This window comes from Streptomyces sp. NPDC027672 (genome assembly GCF_055566335.1).
Genome location: NZ_JBVHSO010000018.1, coordinates 70952 through 92095, shown reverse-complemented (window position 1 = coordinate 92095; position 21144 = coordinate 70952). Strand labels below are relative to the sequence as shown.

Sequence of the window (21144 nt, the reverse complement as noted above, 5' to 3'; positions counted from 1 at the left end):
CGTATGCGCGGTGTGCGGAGGGCGTCGAGGTGTGCGTGCGGCACATGGCGGCAGGGCAGGTCGGGGGAGGGGGAGGAGGCCGCCGCCCGGTCCGTTCCTCGGTGGGGTCGCGTGGCCGCGGCACGATGCGCTCGGGGCGGCGTGGTCCTCGTGGTGCCGGAGGGGCGTCGAATGCCGAGGGCGCACACCGCGCGGCCGTCGGGCGGAGCGGAGGCGTCCGCCCGTATGGGACGGTGTCCGGGAGGCCCCGGGGGCTAGCCGCTGTAGGGCTCCGGCCGTGACTGCTCGCCGTGCTCGCCGCGCAGCGGCACGAGGTCACGCAGCGAAGTAGAGGGTTCCAGCCCCAATTCCTCCCGCAGGATGCGGCGGCAATGTTCGAATTGGCGCAGTGCCGCACCTCTGTTGCCGGCCGCTAAATGCGCCTTCATAAGTACCTGATGGGCACTTTCCCGCAACGGTTCGGTACGTACGGCGGCCAGTCCCGCGGCGACGGCTTCGCCGTAGCGACGGGCCGACGTCAGCCGCTCGGTCATCGCTTCCAGGGCGTAAAGCCGGAGCTGACGGTATTGCTCCTGCTCGATCATCATCCAGTCGTTATCCGGCCATTCCGGCAGGAGATCCGCCGACAGGTCCGTCAGCGTCTGCAGGGTGAGGATGTCGTCGCACGGGCATGTCCTGTCGAGCAGCCGGTGTGCGCGAGCCATCGCCTCGTGCAGGTCGACGACGATGTGCTGGGAGAGGGCCAGCTCACGCGCGGTCGCGTCGATGACGGGGTGACCCGTGCGCGCCGCTCGCCACAGAGACGATCTCAGGTTCGCGTTGGCGCGCGACGCCGTGACATCCGGCCAGAGAATTCCGGCCACGTAGGTACGGGATCGCGGCATCCCCTGTAAAGCCAGGAATGCGAGGAGCCGTTGAGTGCTGGAACAAACCGGAATACGTGCTTGATCGACCACAAGTGTGAAGCCCTTGAGCAGCCTCAAGGTAATAAAGTGTGATTGTCCGTTCATCGACGCCCCCCGGTACCGATGTCGGCGGGTGATCTTCGTTCGGCTCATCGGCTTGTCATAGCCATATTACGGGCGAGTTATGGCCGCCGGGTCGAGAATTAGCAGGACGGCGTCACTGCAGGATCAACCGAACGTCGCCGGAACGTCACCGTTCCCGTTCCAGCAGCTCATCGAGCCAGGTCCGCAGGGCCAGGAAGACGGCGGCGGTCTGGTCCGCCGCCGCGGGCGGCTGCTGCTCCCCGTCGACGATCCGGATGATGCGCGCGCGGAAGCCGTCCGACCTGTCGCCTTCCACCCACACCCGCAGGATGAGGACGCCGGACCGCTGTGAAGGGGTCTCCATGGGAGACCGAGTGTTCCCCACGGGTGTCACCCCGACGTCGTCCGTCCGTGTCCGGCGGCGTTACGGCACCCGGCGAGGACGCGCGGGTGACGCCGGTGCGACGGGCGAGTCGCGGACGGATCACGGGGGAGTCCGCATCGTTGCGGCACACAGGGGCGCCACGGCCGGGCCAAGGGGGGTGTTCGCATGGGTGACTTCGGTGTGATCGCCGATGTCTCGTCGGTCGTCGTCGGCTCGCTGACGCGGGCCCTGCGCGGGTTGAGCCGGGTGGAACCGCCGATCGCGGAACTGAACGACCTGTCCGAGACGGTGCAGACACCGCCCCCCAAACTCACGGTGTTCCTCTACGAGATCGCCGAGGACCCCACCTCGCGCAACCGCCCGCCGGTGCGCTCCCAGCCGCCCGAACCGCCGGCCACCCGCAAACCGCCGATGGCGCTGCTGCTGCGGTACCTGATCACTCCCTGGGGCGGCGACCAGGCGACCCAGCACCGGATGCTCGGACGCGCTCTGCAGACCTTCTACGACGACGCGATCCTGGACGGCCCGCAGCTCACCGGCGGCCTGGCCGGCAGCGTCGACTCGCTGCACCTCACCCTGACACCGCTGACCCTCGACCAGAAGTCCTGGGTCTGGTACGCGATCCAGAAGCCGTACCGGCTCTCACTGAACTACGAGGTCCGCGTCGTCAACCTGGACTCCGCCGTCCAGACGGCGGTGCGGCCGGTGCGGAGCCGGACCGTGGAGGGGCCGGCGACGCCATGAGTGCCTTCCTGCCCCTCGCCCGGTCGACGCTCTACAGCCCCGTCTGGCTGGTGCCGTTCGACGACCACGCACGGCGGGTGCGTGCCGCGGGCGTGGACGTGCGCCTCGAACGGCTCGACGACGCCGACGGCTGGCTGCCGCTGGACGACCGGGCGGTGCGCACACCCAGCGGATCCCTCGCCTTTCCGGGGCTCGGCAGACGGGCGGAGCCGTGGGCGGCCCGGCCGGAGCGCCACCGGGCCCTCTTCGTGGCCGCCGGCTACCAGCCGCTGTACCCGGCCGACGGCCACCCGTTCTCGGCCGGCCTCGTCGGCGTCGAGTTCCTGGTCCACCCGTATGACGACACCCGCCCGCCCGCCGCGGAGGTCTCGCCGCGGCTGGTCCGGCTGCTGCCGGCAGTCTCCTTTTCCTACCCGCCCGGAACGCGCACGGTCCACGGCGTCGTCGTCGACGCTGCCGGCGGGGCGCCGGTCGCGAACGCGCTCGTCGAGGCCCGGGGGCGCACCGGCCAGGACCTGACACCGTGGCACGAACGCACGCTCTCCGACGCCCGGGGAGCCTTCCGGCTCGCCCTGCGCTGGGAGGGCGAGAGAGCCGCCGAGCACGCGGTCGAGGAGACGTTCCGCCTGGAGGCCGTCGAGCGGCCGGGCCGGACCGGGTCGCTCCTCGTGCATCTGCCCCAGGGCGCGGAGCGTCGGCACGTCATCGAGATCCGTGAGCAGTGAGGAGCCCATTTCATGGCCGAGTATCTGAGCCCCGGGGTCTACATCGAGGAGATCGACGCGGGGCCGCGGCCGATCGCGGGGGTGAGCACCAGCACCGCCGGGATGGTCGGGGTCACCGCTCGCGGGCCGTACACCGGCAAGCCCAAACTCGTCACGAACTTCCTGGAGTTCCAGAACACCTTCGGCGGCTTCCTGCCCGAGCCGGAGGCGTCCGTGCAGGACGCGTGGGCGAACAACCCAGCAGAAGGCGGCCGTTGGTGGTTGTTCCCGCTGGCCGTCAAGGGATTCTTCGACAACGGCGGCCAGCGCCTCTACATCAAGCGGGTCGTCGGCGCCGGGGCGAAGCCCGCCTCGGGCGTCCTCCGGCAGGGCCTGGTGAGCCCGCTGGTCACCGATGCCGCGCGCGGCGCGACCAGCCTGCAACTGGGCCACCTGGTCGGCTTCACCGGCGTCGGACAGCAGATCCAGATCTTCCGCGGCGACGACCAGCAGGCCGTCCACACCACCACGGTCTCCGGCTACGACATGTCCAGGCGCCGGATCACGCTGAGCGCCCCTCTGCCCGCCGAGGTCAGGACGGCCCGGGGCGACTACGTCCAGGTCGGGGAGCGCGGTTCTGAGCAGACGCTGCGGCTGTCCGCCAACAGCCCCGGGACATGGGGATCGGGCGTCCAGGTCCGGGTCCAGCCACTGGTCGGCGCGGCGCTGCCGGTGCTGCCCGACCCGCAGGAGGGCACGCTGTTCGTCACCCGGCTCGTCGCGGACGCGGCCGCCGACAGCGGGGCGGTCGAGGTGGCCGCGGCGCCCGGGCTCGACCCGGACGACCTGCCCGCCGACGTCTGGGCCCAGATCGGCTCCGAACGGTACCAGGCCGCGGTCGGCCGGCCCGCGGACGGCAAGGTCACCCTGACCCTCCCGGCGGGCACCGGTCACCCGGCGTGGGAGGCCGGCCTCACCGTGCGCCGGGTGCGCCGGGGCAGCCTGGAGGCGGGGCCGACCCTCAGGATCGGCGGTGCGAGCAGGCTGTACGAGGGAGCGGTCGTCCAGCTCGACGACGGCACCGCCCTGACCGCCGTGACCGTCCGGACGGTCACCGGCGACGCCGTCACCTTCGACCGCGACGTACCGGGGACGTTCTTCGAGACCGACCGGATCCATCTGGTCGAGGCCGAGGTCAGCACCCGGTTCACCGACCCGGGCGGCGCCACCGTCACCGAGACCTTCCCGGGGCTCCGGCTCACCGGCGACACCCCGTCGAACCTGGTGACCGCCCTGGCCGTCCGGTCGCGGCTGGTGCGGGCCACCGCGCTGCCGGGCCTGTCCACCGACCCCGCGAAGTTCCCGGTGCCCGCGACCGGCTCCTGGCTGTCCCTGGCGGACGGCGACGACGCGTACGAGTCCCTGAGCCCGGCCGATTTCGTCGGCGCCGACGGCGGCAGCGGGCGGCGCACGGGAATCGTCGCGCTGGAGGACATCGACGAGGTCGCGGTCTGCGCGGTGCCCGGCATGTGGTCCGGCACGGTCGCATCGAGCCTGGTCACGCACTGCGAACTGCTCAAGGACCGGTTCGCGATCCTCGACCCGCGCGACGGCCTCGACCTCGAGGGGATCCAGGCGTTCCGCGAGCCGTTCGACACCAAGTACGCGGCGCTGTACTACCCGTGGCTGGTCACCCGCGACCCGTCCACCAACCGCGATGTCGAGGTGCCGCCGTCGGGCCACATGGCCGGCATCTATGCCCGGGTGGACGTGGAGCGGGGCGTGCACAAGGCACCCGCCAACGTGGTCGTCCGGGGCATCCGGCAGACCGACGGTTTCGCCCAGGACATCACCAGGCGCCACCAGGACCTGCTGAACCCCAAGGGGATCAACGCGCTGCGGTTCTTTCCGGGCCTGGGCCACCGGGTGTGGGGCGCGCGCACGCTCTCCTCGGACACCTCGTGGAAGTACGTCAACGTCCGGCGGCTCTTCCTCTTCCTGGAGGAGTCGATCGACGAGGGCACCCAGTGGGTGGTCTTCGAGCCCAACGACGAGTCGCTGTGGGCCCTGGTCCGCCAGACCGTCACCAACTTCCTCAGCACGGTGTGGCGCAGCGGCGCGCTCGCCGGGACCACCGCCGACGAGGCGTTCTTCGTCGCGTGTGACCGCACCACGATGACCGAGGACGACCTGGCCAACGGCCGTCTCATCTGCGTCGTCGGCGTCGCGCCGGTCTTCCCCGCCGAGTTCGTGATCTTCCGGATCCAGCAGAAGACCCGCGAGACCCAGCTCGCCTGAGCATCCGACCGAGGACCGAGGAGGGGCCACCATGCCGCCTGTGACCAGGGACGATCCATACGCGTCCTACAACTTCCAGATCATCGTGACCAACGTCAGCGACGACGGCGTCGCGGTGAGCGGGTCCTTCACCGAGGCCAGCGGCCTGGAGCTGGAGATCCCGCCGATCGAGTACCGCAACGGGAGCGAGGACATCACCGTCCGCAAGATCCCGGGGCTCAAGAAGTACACCAACCTCACCTTCAAGCGCGGCATCACCGGCCATGCCGGCTTCTGGAACTGGGTGGTCGAGGCGCTCAACGGCAAGGTGCGGCGCACCTCCGGCTCGATCGTGCTCCTCGACGAGAACCGCCAGGAGGCCATGCGCTGGAACTTCGACCGCGGCTGGCCGACCAAGTACACCGGCCCGACCCTGAGCGCCACCAAGAACGAGATCGCCATGGAGACCCTCGTCCTCGCGGTCGAGAAGCTGGAGATCGACGCCTGACATGGCCAGTGAAACGCTTCCCGGCGTGTCCCTGACGCTCGCGCCGCGCGGGTCCGGGGCGGAGCCGCTGCGCACCGACGTGGCGGCGTTCCTCGGCCGGCTCGGCCGGGGACCGGTCGGTGCGCCGGTGCGGGTGGAGAGCTGGAACGACGTCATGGGTGCCTTCGGACCCCTCGCGAGCCCGCCGGGCGGGGCGGCCCGGCCGGACGGCGCCTTCGCCACCCCTTACGCGCTGCGCGGCTTCTTCGAGAACGGCGGCCGCACGGCCTGGGTGCTGCGCGTGTCCGGGCCGGCCACCACGGCCCGGACCCGGTGGACGGTCGGTCCGCTGAGCGGGTTCCCCGCCGCCCGCTACCGGGTGGCGGCCACCAGCCCGGGCGCCTGGGCCAACGGCGCGCGACTCGCCATCCGCTACCAGGCCAGCACGGTCGCCGGACCGCCGACGGTGAGCGTACGGGTCACCGTGCCCGGCGAGTCACCCGAGGTGTTCCCCGGCCTGCCGCTCCTCGAGGCGGTGGACCGGCTGTCCGCCTCCCGCTTCGTCCGGCTGCTCCCGGACGGGCCCCCGCCCCCGCCCGGCCGGCCCGGTCCGATCTCGACGTCCTGGGACCTGACACTCACCGGCGGCACGGAGTCCCCGCCGACCCGCGCCGAGTACGAGGACGCCGTGGCCGTACAGGCCGAACTCGCGGAACCGGCGCTGGTGGCGCTGCCGGACCTCGGCACCGACCTGTCCGGGACCGCACACACCGACGTGGTGCTCGAACTGCTGCGAAGCGTCGCCCCGTTGCACGACCGGCTGGCCGTCCTGGACGTACCGCGCCGGCTGTCCTCGGTGGACGAGGTGGTGGACTGGGTGGGATCGCTCACGGCGACGGGCGACGACCGGCTCCTCGACTGCGCGGCCGTCTACCACCCGGCGCTGCGCGTCCCCGACCGGCACGGGCTGCGCACCGTCCCCGCCTCCGGGCACGTCCTGGGCGTCATCGCCCGCCTGGACGGCGAGCGCGGAGCGCACCACACGCCGGCCAACGCCGTGATCCTGGAGGCGGTCGACCTGGCGGACGAGTTCCCCGAGCCGCAGCAGGCCCGGCTGTCCGACGCGGGCGTCGACCTGGTGCGGTGCACCCGCGGGCGGGGTCTGACGGTGTGGGGCGGGCGCACTCTGTCCGCGGACCCCCGTAGCCGCTACGTCGCCCACCGCCGCCTCGTGCACCTCCTGGTGCGCGCCGTCCGCCGGGTGGCGGGCCCGCTGGTGTTCGACGTCAACTCCCCGGAGCTGCGGCTGACGCTGGTGCGGGCCGTCACCTCGGTGCTGCTGTCCGCCTTCCGGGCCGGGGCGCTCGCCGGGGCGCGGCCCGAGCAGGCGTTCCGGGTGGTGTGCGACGACACCGACAACCCGCCCGGACAGGACCCGGGAGAACTCGTCTGCGAGATCGAGGCCGCCCCGGCCGTCCCCATGGAGTTCATCCGGCTGCGTCTGGTGCTCGGCCAGGACCGAGGCCTGGAGGTGATCGAGGCATGATGCAGGATCCGCTGCCGAAGTACCGGTTCCTGGTCACCCTGGACCCCGGCGACGCCTACCTGCCCCCCGCCCAGGCGCTGCTGCTGCCGCTGGTCGCGTCCGGCGCCTTCCAGGAAGTCACGGGCCTCGGCGCGCAGTTGGAGGTGACGAGCTATGCGGAGGGCGGGCGCAACGACTCGGTGCACCAGCTTCCGCTGCGCCACTCGTGGAACCGGATCACCCTCAAGCGGGGCGTGGTGCGCGACCCGGGCCTGTGGGCCTGGTACCAGGCCGGGCTCGGCGACTCGCTGGGCGCCCGCCGCGACGGCGCGGTGATCGTCCTCGGCCCGGACGGGGTGCCCGGCGCGGCATGGGCGTTCCACGGCGGTCTCGCCGCCAAGTGGACCGGCCCGGATCTGCACGCGGAGCAGAACGCGGTCGCCGTCGAGTCGCTGGAGATCGCCCACGAGGGACTGGTCAAGGTCGTGCAGGACGCCGCGGCGAGCGGCTTGTCGCAACTGAACCCAGGGAGGTGACCGTCGTGCCGAAGGTGACCATTCACCAGCTCGAAGTCCGGTTCCAGGTGGACGGCGACGACGGCGCCGTGTTCACCCGCCTGTTCAACCAGCACATCCAGGCCTGGTCGAAGCTGTACGAGGACGCCTGCGCCCGCGCCGCCCGCACCGCGGCCGAACGCCGCTTCGGTGACGGGGAGGGCCAGTCATGAGCGTGACACCCGTGTCCTTCGTCCGCCAGGGCGCGGCCCAGGCCCGGCTGGAGATCGTCCGGCCGGTGATCGCCGACGAGCGGCGGCGGCGGATCCCGCTGCGGTTCAACCCCACCGACTACAAGCTGAGCAAGAGCAACACCTTCGCCGAGATCACCATCCCGGGCCTGGAGACCCCTCCGCTGCAGTACGTGCGCGGCGGCACGGAGACCCTCACCGTCCAGGCGCTCGTCGACACCTCCGACACCCTGGAGAACGTACGCAAAACCTATGTCGACGCCCTGCGCAACCTGCTGCGGCCGGACAGCCGCGAACACGCCCCGCCCGTCGTGCGGTTCGTGTGGGACGAGGAGGTCTTCACCGGCGTCGTGGAGAAGCTGGACGTCAGCTACCAGATGTTCCGTCCGGACGGCGTGCCGCTGCGGGCGGTGCTGGACCTCTCGCTCAAGGAGTACCGCACCGCCGCCGTGCAGGTCGCCGCCACACCGCGCTCCTCGCCCACGGTGGAGAAGAGCTATGTGGTGCGCCGCGGCGACACACTCAGCTCCATCTCCCACGCGCTGTACCGGCGGCCCGACGCCTGGCGGGAGCTGGCGCGCGCCAACGGCATCACCGACCCCCGGGACCTGCGGCCGGGCCGGGTGCTGACCGTGCCCCGGCTGCCGTGAGGAGCGCGCGATGAGCACCCCCACCCCCGAGGCCGCCTCGCCCGACCGGTACGCGCCCGAGTTCGACGTGCGCATCGAGGGCCTGGAGATGGACCCGTCCACCAAGAACGACATCATCGACATCAAGGTGAACCGGGACATCGACGAGATGTCCGGCTTCGACCTGACCCTCAACAACTGGGACGACGCCGGCCTGCGGTTCAAGCACAGCGACTCGCCGGCCTTCCGGCTCGGCGGCCGGGTCTCGGTGCGGCTCGGCTACGCCGACCAGCTGCTCACCGTCGCCACCGGGACCATCTCCACGCTCAGCCCGAAGTTCACCGACAGCGCCTCGCCCACCGTGCAGGTCAGCGGAGTGGACGGGCTGCTGCGGCTCAAGGACCGCAAGCCCACCGAGAACGAGACCAAGATCTACCGCAACCAGCCCGACTGGCGGATCGCCGAGCAGATCGCCCAGCGCAACCACCTGCGGGCCGAGGTCACCCGGGAGGGACCCACCCACGACCTGGTGGTGCAGAAGAACCAGGACGACGCGACGTTCCTCCTGGAGCGGGCCAAGCGGCTGGACTTCGACTGCTACATCCTCCCGGACCCCGGAACGGGCGAGGACACGCTCTACTTCATCAGACCGACCGACGGCCGCGACGGACGCCCCGTCCGGGTGTACCGGCTGGCCTACGCGCCCGGGCTGACCACCGACTCCACCGCCCAGCCCGAGGGGCTGATCCCCAACCTGCTGGAGTTCACCCCGACGCTGACCGTCTCCCAGCAGGTCAGCAAGGTCACCGTGCGCGGCTGGGACCCCCGCACCAAACAGCCCATCGCGTTCACCGCGACCGCGGACAACCTGCCGGCCGGACAGAACAGCGCCGACGGGCAGAGCGGACCGCAGGTCGCCGAGTCCACCCTCCAGGGCCGCCAGGACGTCCTGGTCGACGCGCCGGTCGGCAGCGACCAGGAGGCCCGGGAACTGGCGATCAGTCTGCTGCGGGAGCGGGCGTACGAGTTCATCACCGCCACCGGCAAGGTGGCGGGCCTGCCCGAGCTGCGGCCCGGCGACAACCTGGAGATCCACGGCCTCGGGCGCCGCTTCTCCGGCATGTACTTCGTCAAACGCGTCGAGCACACGCTCAACACCAGTGGGTTCTTCACCCAGTTCACCGGACGGCGGATCCACCAGGGGGACCAGTGAGCATCAGGACCACACCGCGGGCCCGCAGCACCGACAAGCGGTACTACGGCGTCGCCTCGGCGATCGTCGTGGAGAACGACGGCGACGACGAGGCCCGGGTCAAGGTGAGGTTCCCCTGGTTCGACGACGTCACGGTCACCGACTGGATCCGCGTCAGCCAGCTCTACGCGGGCAACGGCTACGGCACGGTGTTCGTGCCCGAGAAGGGCGACGAGGTCCTGGTGGCCTTCGTACACGGGGACATGCGCTACCCGATCGTGCTCGGCGGCCTCTACAACGGCGAGGACAAGCCGCCGGCCGCCCGCGTCCAGAGCCGCGACCAGAAGACGATCCGGACCAGCCACGGGCACGAGGTGCTCTTCGACGACGCGGCCGACAAGGCCGCCGTGCGGATCACCTCGGCCGCCGGGCACGTGGTGGAGCTGGACGACCAGGGCAAGGCGATCCGGATCACCGCCGCCGAGGGCGGCAGCGTGACCGTGACCGCGCAGGGAGAGGTCACGCTCAAGGCGCCCAAGGTGACCGTCGACTCGCCCTCCATCGACCTCGGCGGCGGCGCCACCGAGCCCCTGGTGCTGGGCAACGCGCTGCTCCAGGCGTTCAACACCCACACCCACCCGTCCGCCGCCGGGCCCACCGGCCCGCCGGCCCCGCCGCTCACCCCCGCCGTACTGGCCAAGAAGGCGAGGACGGCATGAGCGAGTCATTCCTCGGCACCGGCTGGCGCTTCCCGATCCTGCCCGACGCCTCCGGCCGCCTCGGGTACGCCGTCGGCGAGGAGAGCATCGAGCACTGCCTGAGGGCACTGCTGCTCACCGGCACCGGCGAGCGGGTCATGCGGCCCGGACTCGGCACCCGCGCCCATGAGCTGGTGTTCGCGCCCGGCAGTGTGCAGAACCTGCGCGACCTGGAGAACTCGATCGCCGCCGCCGTCCGCGACCACGAACCGAGGGTGGAGCTGGACGAGGTCCGCGCCGAGGCCGACCCGGCCGACGAGGGGCGGATCACCGTCTCGGTCGTCTACCGCATCCGGCGCAGCAACACCAAGGCGAACCTGGTGTTCCCGTTCTACGCCGGGCTCAGCGGCTCCGCCGGTACCCCGGGAGGGACGCCATGACCCTGCCCGCGCCCAAGCTGGACGACCTCACCTGGGCCGACATGATGGCGGCCATCCGCCGCCGCGTCCCCGCCGAGTCGGACGGCAACTGGACGCTCCACGCGCCCGTCGACCCCGGTGTCACCCTGCTCGAACTCTTCGCCTACCTCCTCGAACAGCGGCTGTACTGGCTCGACCAGGTGCCCGACGCACTCGTGGTCGCCGTACTGCGCCTGCTCGGCCTGGAACCCCCGCACCCCGTCCGGCCCGCCGCCACCGTGCTGGGCGTCGCGGCCCGGCAGGCGGGCACCGCCGTCCCGGCCGTCCCCGCCGGGACCGAACTCACCCGCGACCCGGCGGGGCAGATCGTCTTCACCCTCGACGACGACGTGGCCGTCTTCCCGCTCGCCGAGGACGGCGAGGTCACCGTATGGACCGGCCGGGACCGCACGGCGGACCTGCGCGCCCGCCACGGCGTCCCGCTGCTCGCGGCCGACGGGGTCCCCGCCGAGGCCCGGTTCACCCTGCCGCTCACCGGGGCGCACCTCGCGCCCGGCCCGCTCAGCCTGCTGTTCGAGCTGGACGCGCCCGCCGCGTCCGCGCCGGCCTGGCTGCCCGGGGCAGTCGCCGACGTACCGCCGCCCGCCGAGCTGACCTGGTCCTGGTACCGGCCCGGGACCGACGCCTGCGGTCCGTTCGAGAGCGTCGAGGACGGCACGGCCGGGCTCAGGCGGTCCGGGATCGTGCGCCTCCACCCGCCCGCGGGCTGGACCACCCAGGACCGCGGGATCGTGGTGTCCACCCCGGCCGCGACCCACGCCGCCCCGCCGCGCCTGCTCCGGCTCGCCGTCAACGCGTCCGCCGCGCACCACCGCCGGCGGCGCACCGCGAGCGGCGACGAGCTCCGGGAACAGACCGACGCCTGGCTCAAGCTGCCCGGGCAGCACCTCGCACTGCCCGAGGCCGCCGAGCGCCTGCTGGAGGCGAGCCTGCGGCTCGGGGGACAGCAGTGGCGGGCCGTGCCCGACCTCACCTTCGGCGGGCCCGCCGACCGGGTCTTCGTACTGGACCGGACCGAGGGCGCGCTGGTGTTCGGCGACGGACTCACCGGCCGCATCCCCCACCCGTACCAGGAAGCGAGCGTCGAGTACGCGATCGGCGGCGGCCGGGACGGCAACGGCGGCATGACCGCGAACTGGGTACCGGCCGGGGACACGCCGGCGGCGATCACGGCCGCCAACCTGGTGCGCGCCGAGGGCGGCGCCGACGCGGAGACCGTCGCCGAGGCGCGACAGCGCGCGGCCGCCTCCCTCGGCGAGGTGACCCGCGCGGTCACCGTGGACGACTTCACCACCCTGGCCCGCGCCACCCCGGGCGTCGCCGTCGCCCGCGCCCACGCCTCCCTGGGTGAGCACCCCGGCTTCCCCTGCACCCCGGTGCCCGGCGCCGTGACCGTGCACCTCGTACCGGCGGTGCCGCGCGAGGACCCCGCCCGCGAGGACTTCGTGGCCGCGCCGCGGCCCGACCCGGGCATGCTGTGCGCGGTCGCCGCCCACCTGGAGCAGGCGCGGCTGCTCACCGCCGAGGTCTTCGTCCGCGCGCCCCGTTACCGCGACGTGGTGCTGCGGGCCGACCTGTCGGGCGACCCCGCCGACCGCGCCCGGGTGTCGGCCCGGCTCACCGAGGCGCTGCGCCGCTTCCTCGACCCGCTGGTCGGAGGCGACGACCAGGACGGCTGGCCGTTCGGACAGCCCCTGCGCCCCTCGGCGCTGCTGCGGGCCGCGCACCGTGCGCTGGGGGACCTCGCGGACGTCTTCGCCGTGGCGATCGGCCTGGACGGGGCCGACCCGGACGAGGACTGCCGGGAAGTGCCGCTCGGGCCCGGCGAACTACCCGTCCTGCGGGCGGTCCGCACGCGGATCGTGCCCGCCGCCGAACCGGGGGAGGGACTGGCATGACCGGCGACGTGTGGTGGGAGAAGGCCGCTCGGGACCAGGAGGGACGGCTCGTGCCCGGCTCCGGGCCCACCGGCGTCCAGCCCGAGCTGACCGACGCCACCCGCGAGGCGGTCCGGGCCGCGGTACGCGGCCGGATCGCGGGCTACACCCCGGACTGGACCGACCCCGACCGGCAGGACGCCGGAGTCGCGCTCGTCCGCCTCTTCGGCACCCAGGCCGAGCCCGTGCTCACGCGCGTCAACCGGCTGCCCGAGAAGGTGCTGGCCGAACACCTGGCGGAGGCCGGGGTACGGCGGCGCCCGGCCGGGGCGGCGACGGCCCTGCTGGAATTCACCGTGCACCCCCCGGACGGCACCTCCGTCCTGGTACCCGCCGGATTCCAGAGCGCGGCGTCCGGCCCCACCGGGCAGGTGGTGTACGAGACCGACCAGGACCTCCACGCCACCCCGGCCACCCTCGCCGCCCTCGCCGTGCAGGAGGGCGGAACGCTGGAGTCCCTGCCGCTGGGACCGGCCGGGCCCAGCCGCTCCTTCGCGCCGTTCGGCCGGGACCCGGAGCCCGGCAACGGCCTGTGGATCGGGCTCGCCGGGACGGCCGCCCCCTACCCGCGGCTCTCACTGGGCTTCGTGGTGGTCGCCGCCCCGCCCGCGCCCGCCGGCTCCGGCGGCCCGGAGCCCCTGTCGCCCGCGCCCCTGCTGCGCTGGGACGTGCTCGACGGCACCCGGCTGGTCCCCGCCGAGCTGGTGCGCGACTCGACGGCCGGGTTCCGGGCGAGCGGGACCGTAGAACTGCGGGTGCCGCGCTCATGGGCGCCGGGCAGCCCGCCCGGCACCCGGCCGAGGCCCCCGCTGCGCTGGCTGCGGCTGCGGATCGCGCACGGCGCCTTCGGCGGGCCCGCGCCGGTGCTGTCGGGGCTGCGGCTGAACATGGTCGCCGCCACGGCCGCCCGCACCATCAGGGACGAGCCGCTGCAGCCGATCGAGGACGCCGGGGCCGGCGGCCGGCGCCGTATGAGGCTCAGCCAACTGCCCATCCTGACCGGCTCCGTGGTCATCGAGGTCGACGACGATCCCGGCGCCGACCTGTTCGGCACCACGGCCGGCGCGGCCTCCCGCTGGCGGGAGGTGGAGAGCCTGGCCGGCCACGGCGCCGACGACCGGGTCTTCACCGTCGACCACGAGAGCGGCGAGGTGACCTTCGGCGACGGAGTGCACGGCGCGGCCGTACCGCCCGGATTCCGCAACGTCCGCGCCGTGCGCTACCGCGTGGGCGGCGGCAGCGCCGGAGCCGTGCGCGCGGGCGCAATCGGCTCGGTGGTGACCGCCCTGCCGTACGTCATCGGCGTCAACAACCCCTTCCCGGCCTCCGGCGGCACGGATGCCGAGCCCGACGCCGACGCGATCCGCCGGGGGGTGGGCGAACTGCGGGCCCGGGGCCGGGCCGTGGCCCCGGCCGACTACGGCCTGCTGGCCACCCGCGCGCCCGGCGCCTCGGTGGCCCGCGCCCACGGCGTGCCCGGCCTGCACCCCGACTACGCCGGGGTGCCGATCCCCGGCGTCGTGGGGGTCCTCGTCGTGCCGCCGGGCGACGACGGCGCAGAGCCGCCCGTGCCCACCGCCGCGACGCTGCGGGCCGTCGCCGACTACCTGACCCGCGAGGCCGCCCCCGCCGGGGTCACCGTGGTCGCCGCGCCCGTGTCCTACCGCCGGGTCGCCGTCGAGTCATGGGTCGCCCTCGACCCGGACCTCGACCGCGCCGCGGTCCTGACCAGGGCGGGCGACGCGGTGCGCGGCTATCTGGATCCCCTGCGCGGCGGGGAGGACGGCGCGGGCTGGCCGTTCGGCGGCGTGCTGCGGCACACCGCGCTGGTCCGCCGCCTCCTCGCGGTCGACGGGGTGCTGGCCGTGGCCCGGCTCTCGCTCACCGTCGACGGAGTGCGGCTGCCGCCCTGCACCGACCACGCGCCCGGGCCGCACGACCTCGTCTGGCCGGAGCGCCCGCTGCTGATCCCGGTAGGAGACCGGCCATGACGTGCGCACCGCACCCCGCGACCTTCCGCCTCCTGGACGGGTACACCGGCTGGGACGAGACCCCCGCCGGAAGCGAGCCGGACACCGGCGGCATCGTCCGCTTCGGCGAACCGGCCGGCCTCCGGCTCGCCTACCGCGGCGGCGCGCCGGAGGGCCCCACCAGGCAAGAGCTCCTGCCGTGGTTTCCCGACCCGCGCCTGGCCCCGGCCTGCGGTCCGTGCGGCTGGTACCTGCTGGTCCCCGGCGAGCGGCGGCTGCTCCGCCGCGACCCGTGCGGCGGCGCCTTCGGCCCGGTATGGCCGCCCGGGTGCGAACCGGACCCGCTGCGCGGGCCGGTCTCCGTCGCCGCGCGCGGACACCGCCTCGTCGTGGTGGAGTCCCACCGGGTGCTCGTGTGGCGCCGCGACGGCGCCCAGCTCGCCGGGGTGATCCGGGTGCCCGGGCCCGTCCTCGCCGCGCCGGGGCCCGGCGACGACGTGCTCCTCGCCACCCGGGGCAGCACGGACCTGCGCCGGTTCGACTCGGCCGGCGGACGCAGAGGGGTACTGCGTACCGGGGTGCGGGGCGAGATCGTCGGCCTGCGCGTCGGGGACGACCGGACGGTCTGGCTGCTCACCGACGACGGCGTCCGGGTGCGGATCCACCGGGGCGGGCACGGCCGGCCCTTCCGGACCGTCACCGCGGACGAACTGGCCGGGGCGCTTACGCCGTCCACGCTCACCTCGGCGGACGAGGACGGGTTCTGCCTGGACGAGAAGGGCCCCGACGGACCCGCGACCCACTGCCACACCTGGCAGGGCCTGCCCCGAGACCTCCTGCCGCCGCGCACCGACACCTACCTGACCAGCGGCTCGTACCTCACGACCCTGATCGACAGCGGGCAGTCGCGCTGCCGCTGGCACCGGGTGCGCGTCGACGCCGAGGTGCCCTCCGGGACCTCGGTCTCCGTCGCGATCGTGGTGACGGAGGACGGCCGCTACGAGCAGAGCGACTGGCAGGCATCGGCCCCCGGGGCCACGGACTTCCTGGTCGACCAGCCGCCCGGCCGCTTCCTGCGGCTGCGGCTGCGCCTCACGGGCGACGGCGGCGCGACCCCGGTCGTGCACCGGATCCGGCTGGACTTCCCCCGGGTCACCAGCGCCGACCTGCTGCCGCCCGCCTTCCGCCAGGACCCCGCGGCCGACGACTTCACCGAGCGCTTCCTGTCGCTGTTCGACGCCACGCTCGCCGATGTGGACCGGGTCGTCGAGCGGTATCCGGCGCTCCTCGACCCGGCCGGCGTACCCGACCGGGTGCTGCCGTGGCTCGCCGGACTGCTCGGCCTGTCCTTCGAGGCGGGCTGGGACGCGCCGACCCGGCGCGCGCTGCTCGCCGCGGCCCCCGAGCTGTACCGGCGCCGGGGCACGCCCTGGGCGCTGCGGGAAGCGGTGCGCATCGTGTTCGGGGTGGCCCCGGTCATCGACGAGCTGGCCGGGGACCGCCGCTGGGCGCACCTGCGCGCGGCCGTCGGGTGCCCGCCGGGGCAGAGTCAAGGGCTCGGCAGCGTACGGCTGTTCGGCCGCTCGGCAAGCCGCTTCCGGATCGGCGGCTCGGAACTCGGTGCCGCGCCGCTGCGCGCGTTCGGGACGCCCGACAGCGATCCGCTGACCGCGCACGCGCACCGGTTCCGGGTGCTGCTGCCCGCCGGATCGGCGGACGTGCGGGCGCTGAGACGGCTGGTGGAGCGCCAGGCGCCCGCGCACACGGTGGGTTCGGTACGGACGGGGGGCGCCGGCTTCGTGGTCGGCTCCCGGTCCACGGTCGGCGTGGACACTGCGTTCGTCCCGCTGCCGCCGCCCGTGCTCGGCGGTGCCGGCCCGCTGCGGCTGAACCGCGACGCGGTGCTCAGGCCGGGACCCGCAGGATCGCGCCGAGGGGTGGGCGTGGGAGTCGTCTCCGCCGTCGGTGTGCATACGCGAATGTCGTGAGAGGACGGACGATGACGGAGCCAGAGACACCAGGGACACCAGGGGCGGGGGAGTTCGAGGCGCCGCCGCTGCGCAGGCTGCGGTACTTCCACGGCCAGATGCTGGGTGCCCGGGACTTCCAGCGCGAACAGGACTACTACCGCGAGAGACTGAAGCTGCGCATGCGCGGCCTCCTCGGCTACGGCGTGGTCTGCGGCCTGTTCGTGGAGCCGGTGCCGGGGCACGACGACTGTCCGCCCGGCCATGACGGGCATCCGGTGGCCGACGGGCCGGCCGCGCCGGAGGAACCCGCCGACGAGCACACGGAGGCGGAGTACGCCCGGCACCGGGCCAGGGTGCGGATCACTTCCGGCCTCGCCGTGGACAGCGACGGCAACGAGGTGGTGGTGCGCGGCGGCTGCGACATCGACCTGTGGAAGGCGCTGCCCCCCGGTGAACGGGACACCGGCACGGTCTGGGTCGGCATCCGCTACGCCGAGCGGCCCGTCGAGCCCACCCGCGCCGTCTACAACGACGCCTGCGCGGACACCTCCGACTGCGAGTTCGGCTGGACGGAGGAGTGCCACAAGGTGGTCGTCACCGGCTGCGCGCCGCCGGTGGACGAGCGCTGCGACACCTGCTGCTCGCACGGCGCGCACACCACGCTCTGGCTGGCCAGGATCGACCGCGTCGACTGGCGCCGGCCGGTGCGCCGGGACCAGATCCACCTGAACGTGCGCCGCCCGTTCGGCCGCCATGTGCCCACGGTCATCACCGGTGTCAACTGGATCCACGGACACACGTACACCATCGACGAGGCCAAGGCACTCCTCGGCACCCAGGACGAGGACGGCGGGCTCGTGGTGCGGTTCTCCGCGGGGGTGCGCACCGACTCCTTCCAGCCGGGCGTCGTGGAGATCCAGGTCATCGAGGGCGGCAGCGGACGCAATGCCTCCACCTGGTACATGGGCGGCACCTTCACCGAACCCGACGCCGAGTGCGGCGAGTTCACCCGGGAGTTCCGTTACCGCCAGACCACGCGCGAGATGCTGCAGGACGGCGACCGCGTGCTGATCACCGTCCGCGCGGCGTTCCTCCTCGACCGCTGCCGCCGCCCGGTCGACGGCACCCACGTCGGTGGACGTGTACCGGCCATCGACGCCGCCCCGGACACGCCGGCGGCGGCCCGCGGGGGCCGCGACCTCCCGCCGTCCGGCATCGGTCCCTGGACGTCCGGAACCGGGGCGGGCGGGGACGTCTTCGAGAGCTGGTTCTTCGTCAAGGAGCGCTGATCATGCGAACAGACTGCGCATGCGGCTGTGGTGGTGACGTCACCCGGTCCTCCGCCTTCGTACGGCCGCGCTTCTTCGCGGGCCAGCTGCTGACCGAGGACGACCTCGGTCTGCTGGTCGACTACACGGCCGCGAAGGGCAGGCTGCACAACCGATCGCTGTACGGACCGGGGGTGATCTGCGGCCTCGGCGTGACCTGCGCCCCGTGCGGCGGCGGCACCGTCACCGTCCACCCCGGACACGCGCTCGACTGCGCGGGCAACGACATCGTGGTGCCCTGCACCGAACAGGTCGACGTGGGGGCCCTGGTGCGCGAACAGCGCGTCAACGCCCTCGGTGTGGACTGCGGGGAGAACTGCGACGACGAGGGCGACCGCCGCTACGGCCTCTATGTGCGCTACCAGGAGACGCCCGTCGAACCGGTGGCGCCCTACGCCACCGAGGAGCCCTGCCCCTCGCCGGGCTGTGTGCCCTCCCGGATCCAGGAGGGGTTCCGCTTCGTCGTGAGGTACGACGACTTCGAGGACCACCGCCACAACCCCGGCACCCGGTTGCTCGCGCGCATCGGCGACCTGGCCCGGGCCGACCGCGCCCGCACCCGGGACCGGCGCCTGGAGTACTACACCGACGCCCTGTCCACCGCCGCGGCCGGCACCGGCCGGACGTTCCGCTTCGACGCGGCCGACGCCCAGCGGTACGCCACGTCCCTGGCCTGGCTGCGGCAGCACGCGGGCGGTGAGGGGCCGCCGCCACCGCCGGCCGCCCGCGAGATGACCGAGCACGTCCGCGCGCTCGCCGCCGGCGTGGCCCGCCACGACACCTACGACGCCGCCGGACAGGAGCGGCTCAAGGCGCAGTACCCGGACCTCGCCACCGTCCAGGAGGCCCGCGGCGCACTGGCCGCGGCCTGCGAGCGGCTCCGCGGAGCCGACCCGGAGGCGGCCTGGCCGGACCCGCTGCACCGCGCCCTCGCCGGTGCGGTCGTTACCGAGACCGCGGCCCGGGTGGTGCCCGAGGGGGGCGACCCGGACGCCCCGCTGGAGGTGCGCATGGTGGCCCGGGGGACACCGCTGAGCCATGCGCTGCGGGTGGCGTTCCGCGCGGACCTCGGCCTGATCAGGGGGTGGCTGCTGGCCCGGCTGGACCAGGTGGGCGAGACCGGCGACGGCCGGCTGCGTTCGGAGGTCGCCGCCGTCGACGTACCGCCGCTGCTGCCGGCCCCGCCGCCGGACAGCACGGAGAAGGCGACCATCGCCGAAGTGCAGCGGATCGCCGAGGCGACGGCGGCACTCACGGCCGCGCTGCGGCGCTTCCTGACCGACGCGGCGTGCGCCACGCTCAGCCCGCCGTGCGGCGACTGCACCGACACCGACGTGCTCCTCGCCGAGCTGGAGCTGGACGGCTGCGACGTCGTACGGGTGTGCTCCGGGACCCGCGAGCAGGTGCTGCCGGGGGGAGGGGCGTACGGCGAGTGGCTGCCCAAGCTCTACCGGCTGCGCGAACTGGCCGAGCGGGTGTGCCGCGCGCCCCTGCCGCGCGCCGAGAAACCGGCGTCCGCGCCGCAGGGTGACATCGTGCGCCCCTACGCGGAGGGCCTGCTCGGCGACTGGCCGCGCACCGGGGACCTGGAGGAGATGCTCTCCCTGCTGCTCACCCCGGCACCCGGCGAGACACCGCCCAAGGCGCTGCCCGAACAGGTCTACACCACTCCCAGTGAAGTGACCGACAGCATCCGGGAGTTGTCCATACTCCGCACCCAAGTGTCCGCACTCACGGCGTCCCTGGAGGGACTCCGAGCCCAACTGGGCACCGCGCAGAGCGAGGTCGGCCGGCTGAGTGAGCGGGTCCCGGAGGACCTCGGGGGCCGCCTCGCGTACCTGGAGGGCGGCGCCGGCGAGCCCTCCGGAGAGTCCGCCGGCCCGGAGGGGCCCGCCAAGCCGCCGGCCCGGCGCACCCGCCCCTCCCGTAGCCCGAAGTCCGGGGAGACGCCATGACGGGCCCGCTGCGCCCCGCCTTCCACGAGGGCCAGGTGCTGGCCGCCGCGGACCTGTCGGCCACGGTGGAGTACGCGCGCGGCACCTCCGGCCGGCACGCGCGCCATCTGCACGACTGGGGCATCGCCGAGGGCCTCGGCCTGGTCACCGGGGGCCGCACCGACCCGCTCACCCACGCCCGCTACGTCGAGGTGAGCGTGGTGCCGGGCATCGCCGTCGACGGCACCGGCCGCGAGGTGGTCCTCACCGAGCCGGTCGTGCTGCGCGAGAGCGACTTCGAGGAGGTCAACGGGGCCGACCAGCCGACGGACGAGCCCTATCCGGTCTTCCTCACCGCGGCCGACCGGGAACCCGCCCGGGCACCCGGGCCCGTCGGGTGCGCCGGCGGCGCGGCCAAGGCGCGCGTGGAGGAGTCGTACCAGATCCTCTTCGGGCGCCTCGGTGACGAGCGGCTGGCCGACGAGCAGCGCCCGCCCGCGATCGGCGCCCCGCCGGCCGGCCCGCCCGTCCGCTGGCTCGTCCTGCTCGGCTTCGTCCGCTGGACCGACGGCCACTTCAGCGGGGTGGAGGCCAGGGCACGCGGCGTCGGGGTGCGCTTCACCGGGGTACGCGCGGACACCGTCTCGGCCGCGTCGGGCGCGCTGACCCTGCGCACCGGCCCGACCGCCCAGGAGGGCAAGCCCGCCCTCGTACTGTCCGGGGGAGACCAGCCGAGCCTGGTCTTCGGCCTCTACCAGGGCAGCGGTACGGTCGCCCCGCTGATGACCCTCGCGGCCAACGGCAACCTCACCATCGAGGGCAGCTTCAGCGGCCGGATGCCGGTCGGCAGCACCCTGGTGACGTCCGGGACGGCCACCGACGGGACGCTGCTCCCGCTGCCGTCCGGCATCACCCCGGAGCAGATCGCCGACGGCCGGGTCGTGATCCATGTGCACCTCACCCCGCGCATACCGCCGACGGCCACCAGGACCACGCTGGTCACCGCGGTGGAGGCCGCCGTGGACGGCGACCGCCGGGTCAGGTGCCGGACACGGTCGGCCGATGTCGCGCTGGCCAAGGTCGTGGAACGGCCCGGGGCCGTCGACTTCCTCGTCCTGGCGACGATCGTGGCAACGAACGGAGGCGGCTGA

19 protein-coding genes are annotated in these 21144 nt (G+C 73.8%); 17 read left to right on the top strand and 2 right to left on the bottom strand.

The features are described 5' to 3' along the window. Positions 1-254 precede the first annotated feature (254 nt). Together ACZ4SV_RS32600 and ACZ4SV_RS32595 are read right to left on the bottom strand one after the other, a co-directional pair. Positions 255-1058, bottom strand: coding sequence for an AfsR/SARP family transcriptional regulator (locus ACZ4SV_RS32600; RefSeq protein ID WP_468009119.1), 804 nt, complete (start codon positions 1056-1058; stop codon positions 255-257). A 97-nt stretch (positions 1059-1155) separates the two neighbouring features. Beyond that, on the bottom strand, positions 1156-1353 hold the full coding sequence (locus ACZ4SV_RS32595) for a hypothetical protein (protein ID WP_468009115.1): 198 nt from the start codon (positions 1351-1353) through the stop codon (positions 1156-1158). A 186-nt stretch (positions 1354-1539) separates the two neighbouring features. Here ACZ4SV_RS32595 and ACZ4SV_RS32590 point away from each other — a divergent pair, with 186 nt between their 5' ends. From ACZ4SV_RS32590 to ACZ4SV_RS32510, 17 genes are read left to right on the top strand one after another with little or no spacing between them, the layout of a single operon-like run. Next, positions 1540-2118 carry a Pvc16 family protein gene (locus ACZ4SV_RS32590; protein ID WP_468009111.1) on the top strand — a complete coding sequence of 193 codons (579 nt, stop codon included), beginning with the start codon at positions 1540-1542 and terminating at the stop codon, positions 2116-2118. Further along, complete coding sequence (locus ACZ4SV_RS32585) at positions 2115-2843, top strand: carboxypeptidase-like regulatory domain-containing protein (RefSeq protein WP_468009108.1); 729 nt, start codon at positions 2115-2117, stop codon at positions 2841-2843. Before ACZ4SV_RS32590 ends, ACZ4SV_RS32585 begins: the two co-directional genes overlap by 4 nt. A gap of 12 nt (positions 2844-2855) precedes the next feature. Further along, complete coding sequence (locus tag ACZ4SV_RS32580) at positions 2856-5120, top strand: phage tail sheath C-terminal domain-containing protein (RefSeq protein WP_468009106.1); 2265 nt, start codon at positions 2856-2858, stop codon at positions 5118-5120. A gap of 31 nt (positions 5121-5151) precedes the next feature. Continuing rightward, positions 5152-5607 carry a phage tail protein gene (locus ACZ4SV_RS32575; RefSeq protein WP_365876955.1) on the top strand — a complete coding sequence of 152 codons (456 nt, stop codon included), beginning with the start codon at positions 5152-5154 and terminating at the stop codon, positions 5605-5607. A gap of 25 nt (positions 5608-5632) precedes the next feature. Beyond that, complete coding sequence (locus ACZ4SV_RS32570; protein ID WP_468009100.1) at positions 5633-7132, top strand: phage tail sheath family protein; 1500 nt, start codon at positions 5633-5635, stop codon at positions 7130-7132. Then, entirely contained in the window at positions 7129-7647 is a 519-nt protein-coding gene (locus tag ACZ4SV_RS32565; protein ID WP_468009096.1) for a phage tail protein, read from the top strand. The genes ACZ4SV_RS32570 and ACZ4SV_RS32565 overlap by 4 nt, the downstream gene beginning before the upstream one ends. Before the next feature lie 5 nt (positions 7648-7652). After that, positions 7653-7838 carry a putative phage tail protein gene (locus ACZ4SV_RS32560; RefSeq protein WP_468009092.1) on the top strand — a complete coding sequence of 62 codons (186 nt, stop codon included), beginning with the start codon at positions 7653-7655 and terminating at the stop codon, positions 7836-7838. Beyond that, a complete protein-coding gene (locus tag ACZ4SV_RS32555; protein WP_468009087.1) occupies positions 7835-8506 on the top strand; it encodes a CIS tube protein in 672 nt (223 codons plus the stop codon). The genes ACZ4SV_RS32560 and ACZ4SV_RS32555 overlap by 4 nt, the downstream gene beginning before the upstream one ends. Before the next feature lie 10 nt (positions 8507-8516). Then, positions 8517-9698: a phage late control D family protein gene (locus ACZ4SV_RS32550; protein ID WP_468009083.1), complete on the top strand. Its 1182-nt coding sequence runs from the start codon at positions 8517-8519 to the stop codon at positions 9696-9698. Further along, entirely contained in the window at positions 9695-10396 is a 702-nt protein-coding gene (locus tag ACZ4SV_RS32545) for a phage baseplate assembly protein V (protein WP_365876943.1), read from the top strand. The genes ACZ4SV_RS32550 and ACZ4SV_RS32545 overlap by 4 nt, the downstream gene beginning before the upstream one ends. Beyond that, positions 10393-10815, top strand: a complete 423-nt coding sequence (locus ACZ4SV_RS32540) for a GPW/gp25 family protein (RefSeq protein ID WP_468009077.1) — start codon at positions 10393-10395, stop codon at positions 10813-10815. The genes ACZ4SV_RS32545 and ACZ4SV_RS32540 overlap by 4 nt, the downstream gene beginning before the upstream one ends. After that, a complete protein-coding gene (locus tag ACZ4SV_RS32535) occupies positions 10812-12752 on the top strand; it encodes a putative baseplate assembly protein (RefSeq protein WP_468009073.1) in 1941 nt (646 codons plus the stop codon). The genes ACZ4SV_RS32540 and ACZ4SV_RS32535 overlap by 4 nt, the downstream gene beginning before the upstream one ends. Then, the gene (locus tag ACZ4SV_RS32530; RefSeq protein WP_468009069.1) at positions 12749-14782 is read left to right on the top strand and encodes a putative baseplate assembly protein; all 2034 of its coding nucleotides are present in this window, start codon (positions 12749-12751) and stop codon (positions 14780-14782) included. The genes ACZ4SV_RS32535 and ACZ4SV_RS32530 overlap by 4 nt, the downstream gene beginning before the upstream one ends. Next, positions 14779-16749, top strand: a complete 1971-nt coding sequence (locus ACZ4SV_RS32525) for a phage tail protein (protein ID WP_468009066.1) — start codon at positions 14779-14781, stop codon at positions 16747-16749. Before ACZ4SV_RS32530 ends, ACZ4SV_RS32525 begins: the two co-directional genes overlap by 4 nt. Before the next feature lie 11 nt (positions 16750-16760). Beyond that, positions 16761-18020, top strand: a complete 1260-nt coding sequence (locus tag ACZ4SV_RS32520; RefSeq protein WP_468009062.1) for a hypothetical protein — start codon at positions 16761-16763, stop codon at positions 18018-18020. 2 nt (positions 18021-18022) lie between these two features. Further along, positions 18023-20014: a hypothetical protein gene (locus ACZ4SV_RS32515; RefSeq protein WP_468009059.1), complete on the top strand. Its 1992-nt coding sequence runs from the start codon at positions 18023-18025 to the stop codon at positions 20012-20014. After that, positions 20011-21144 (top strand): hypothetical protein, encoded by a 1134-nt coding sequence (locus tag ACZ4SV_RS32510; protein ID WP_468009057.1) that lies wholly within the window; start codon positions 20011-20013, stop codon positions 21142-21144. Before ACZ4SV_RS32515 ends, ACZ4SV_RS32510 begins: the two co-directional genes overlap by 4 nt.

Bases quoted from the DNA above. Each gene is read 5' to 3' on its own strand.
- ACZ4SV_RS32600 (WP_468009119.1), bottom strand. From the start codon at position 1,058: ATGAGCCGAACGAAGATCACCCGCCGACATCGGTACCGGGGGGCGTCG.
- ACZ4SV_RS32595 (WP_468009115.1), bottom strand. From the start codon at position 1,353: ATGGAGACCCCTTCACAGCGGTCCGGCGTCCTCATCCTGCGGGTGTGG.
- ACZ4SV_RS32590 (WP_468009111.1), top strand. From the start codon at position 1,540: ATGGGTGACTTCGGTGTGATCGCCGATGTCTCGTCGGTCGTCGTCGGC.
- ACZ4SV_RS32585 (WP_468009108.1), top strand. From the start codon at position 2,115: ATGAGTGCCTTCCTGCCCCTCGCCCGGTCGACGCTCTACAGCCCCGTC.
- ACZ4SV_RS32580 (WP_468009106.1), top strand. From the start codon at position 2,856: ATGGCCGAGTATCTGAGCCCCGGGGTCTACATCGAGGAGATCGACGCG.
- ACZ4SV_RS32575 (WP_365876955.1), top strand. From the start codon at position 5,152: ATGCCGCCTGTGACCAGGGACGATCCATACGCGTCCTACAACTTCCAG.
- ACZ4SV_RS32565 (WP_468009096.1), top strand. From the start codon at position 7,129: ATGATGCAGGATCCGCTGCCGAAGTACCGGTTCCTGGTCACCCTGGAC.
- ACZ4SV_RS32555 (WP_468009087.1), top strand. From the start codon at position 7,835: ATGAGCGTGACACCCGTGTCCTTCGTCCGCCAGGGCGCGGCCCAGGCC.
- ACZ4SV_RS32550 (WP_468009083.1), top strand. From the start codon at position 8,517: ATGAGCACCCCCACCCCCGAGGCCGCCTCGCCCGACCGGTACGCGCCC.
- ACZ4SV_RS32540 (WP_468009077.1), top strand. From the start codon at position 10,393: ATGAGCGAGTCATTCCTCGGCACCGGCTGGCGCTTCCCGATCCTGCCC.
- ACZ4SV_RS32535 (WP_468009073.1), top strand. From the start codon at position 10,812: ATGACCCTGCCCGCGCCCAAGCTGGACGACCTCACCTGGGCCGACATG.
- ACZ4SV_RS32530 (WP_468009069.1), top strand. From the start codon at position 12,749: ATGACCGGCGACGTGTGGTGGGAGAAGGCCGCTCGGGACCAGGAGGGA.
- ACZ4SV_RS32525 (WP_468009066.1), top strand. From the start codon at position 14,779: ATGACGTGCGCACCGCACCCCGCGACCTTCCGCCTCCTGGACGGGTAC.
- ACZ4SV_RS32520 (WP_468009062.1), top strand. From the start codon at position 16,761: ATGACGGAGCCAGAGACACCAGGGACACCAGGGGCGGGGGAGTTCGAG.
- ACZ4SV_RS32515 (WP_468009059.1), top strand. From the start codon at position 18,023: ATGCGAACAGACTGCGCATGCGGCTGTGGTGGTGACGTCACCCGGTCC.
- ACZ4SV_RS32510 (WP_468009057.1), top strand. From the start codon at position 20,011: ATGACGGGCCCGCTGCGCCCCGCCTTCCACGAGGGCCAGGTGCTGGCC.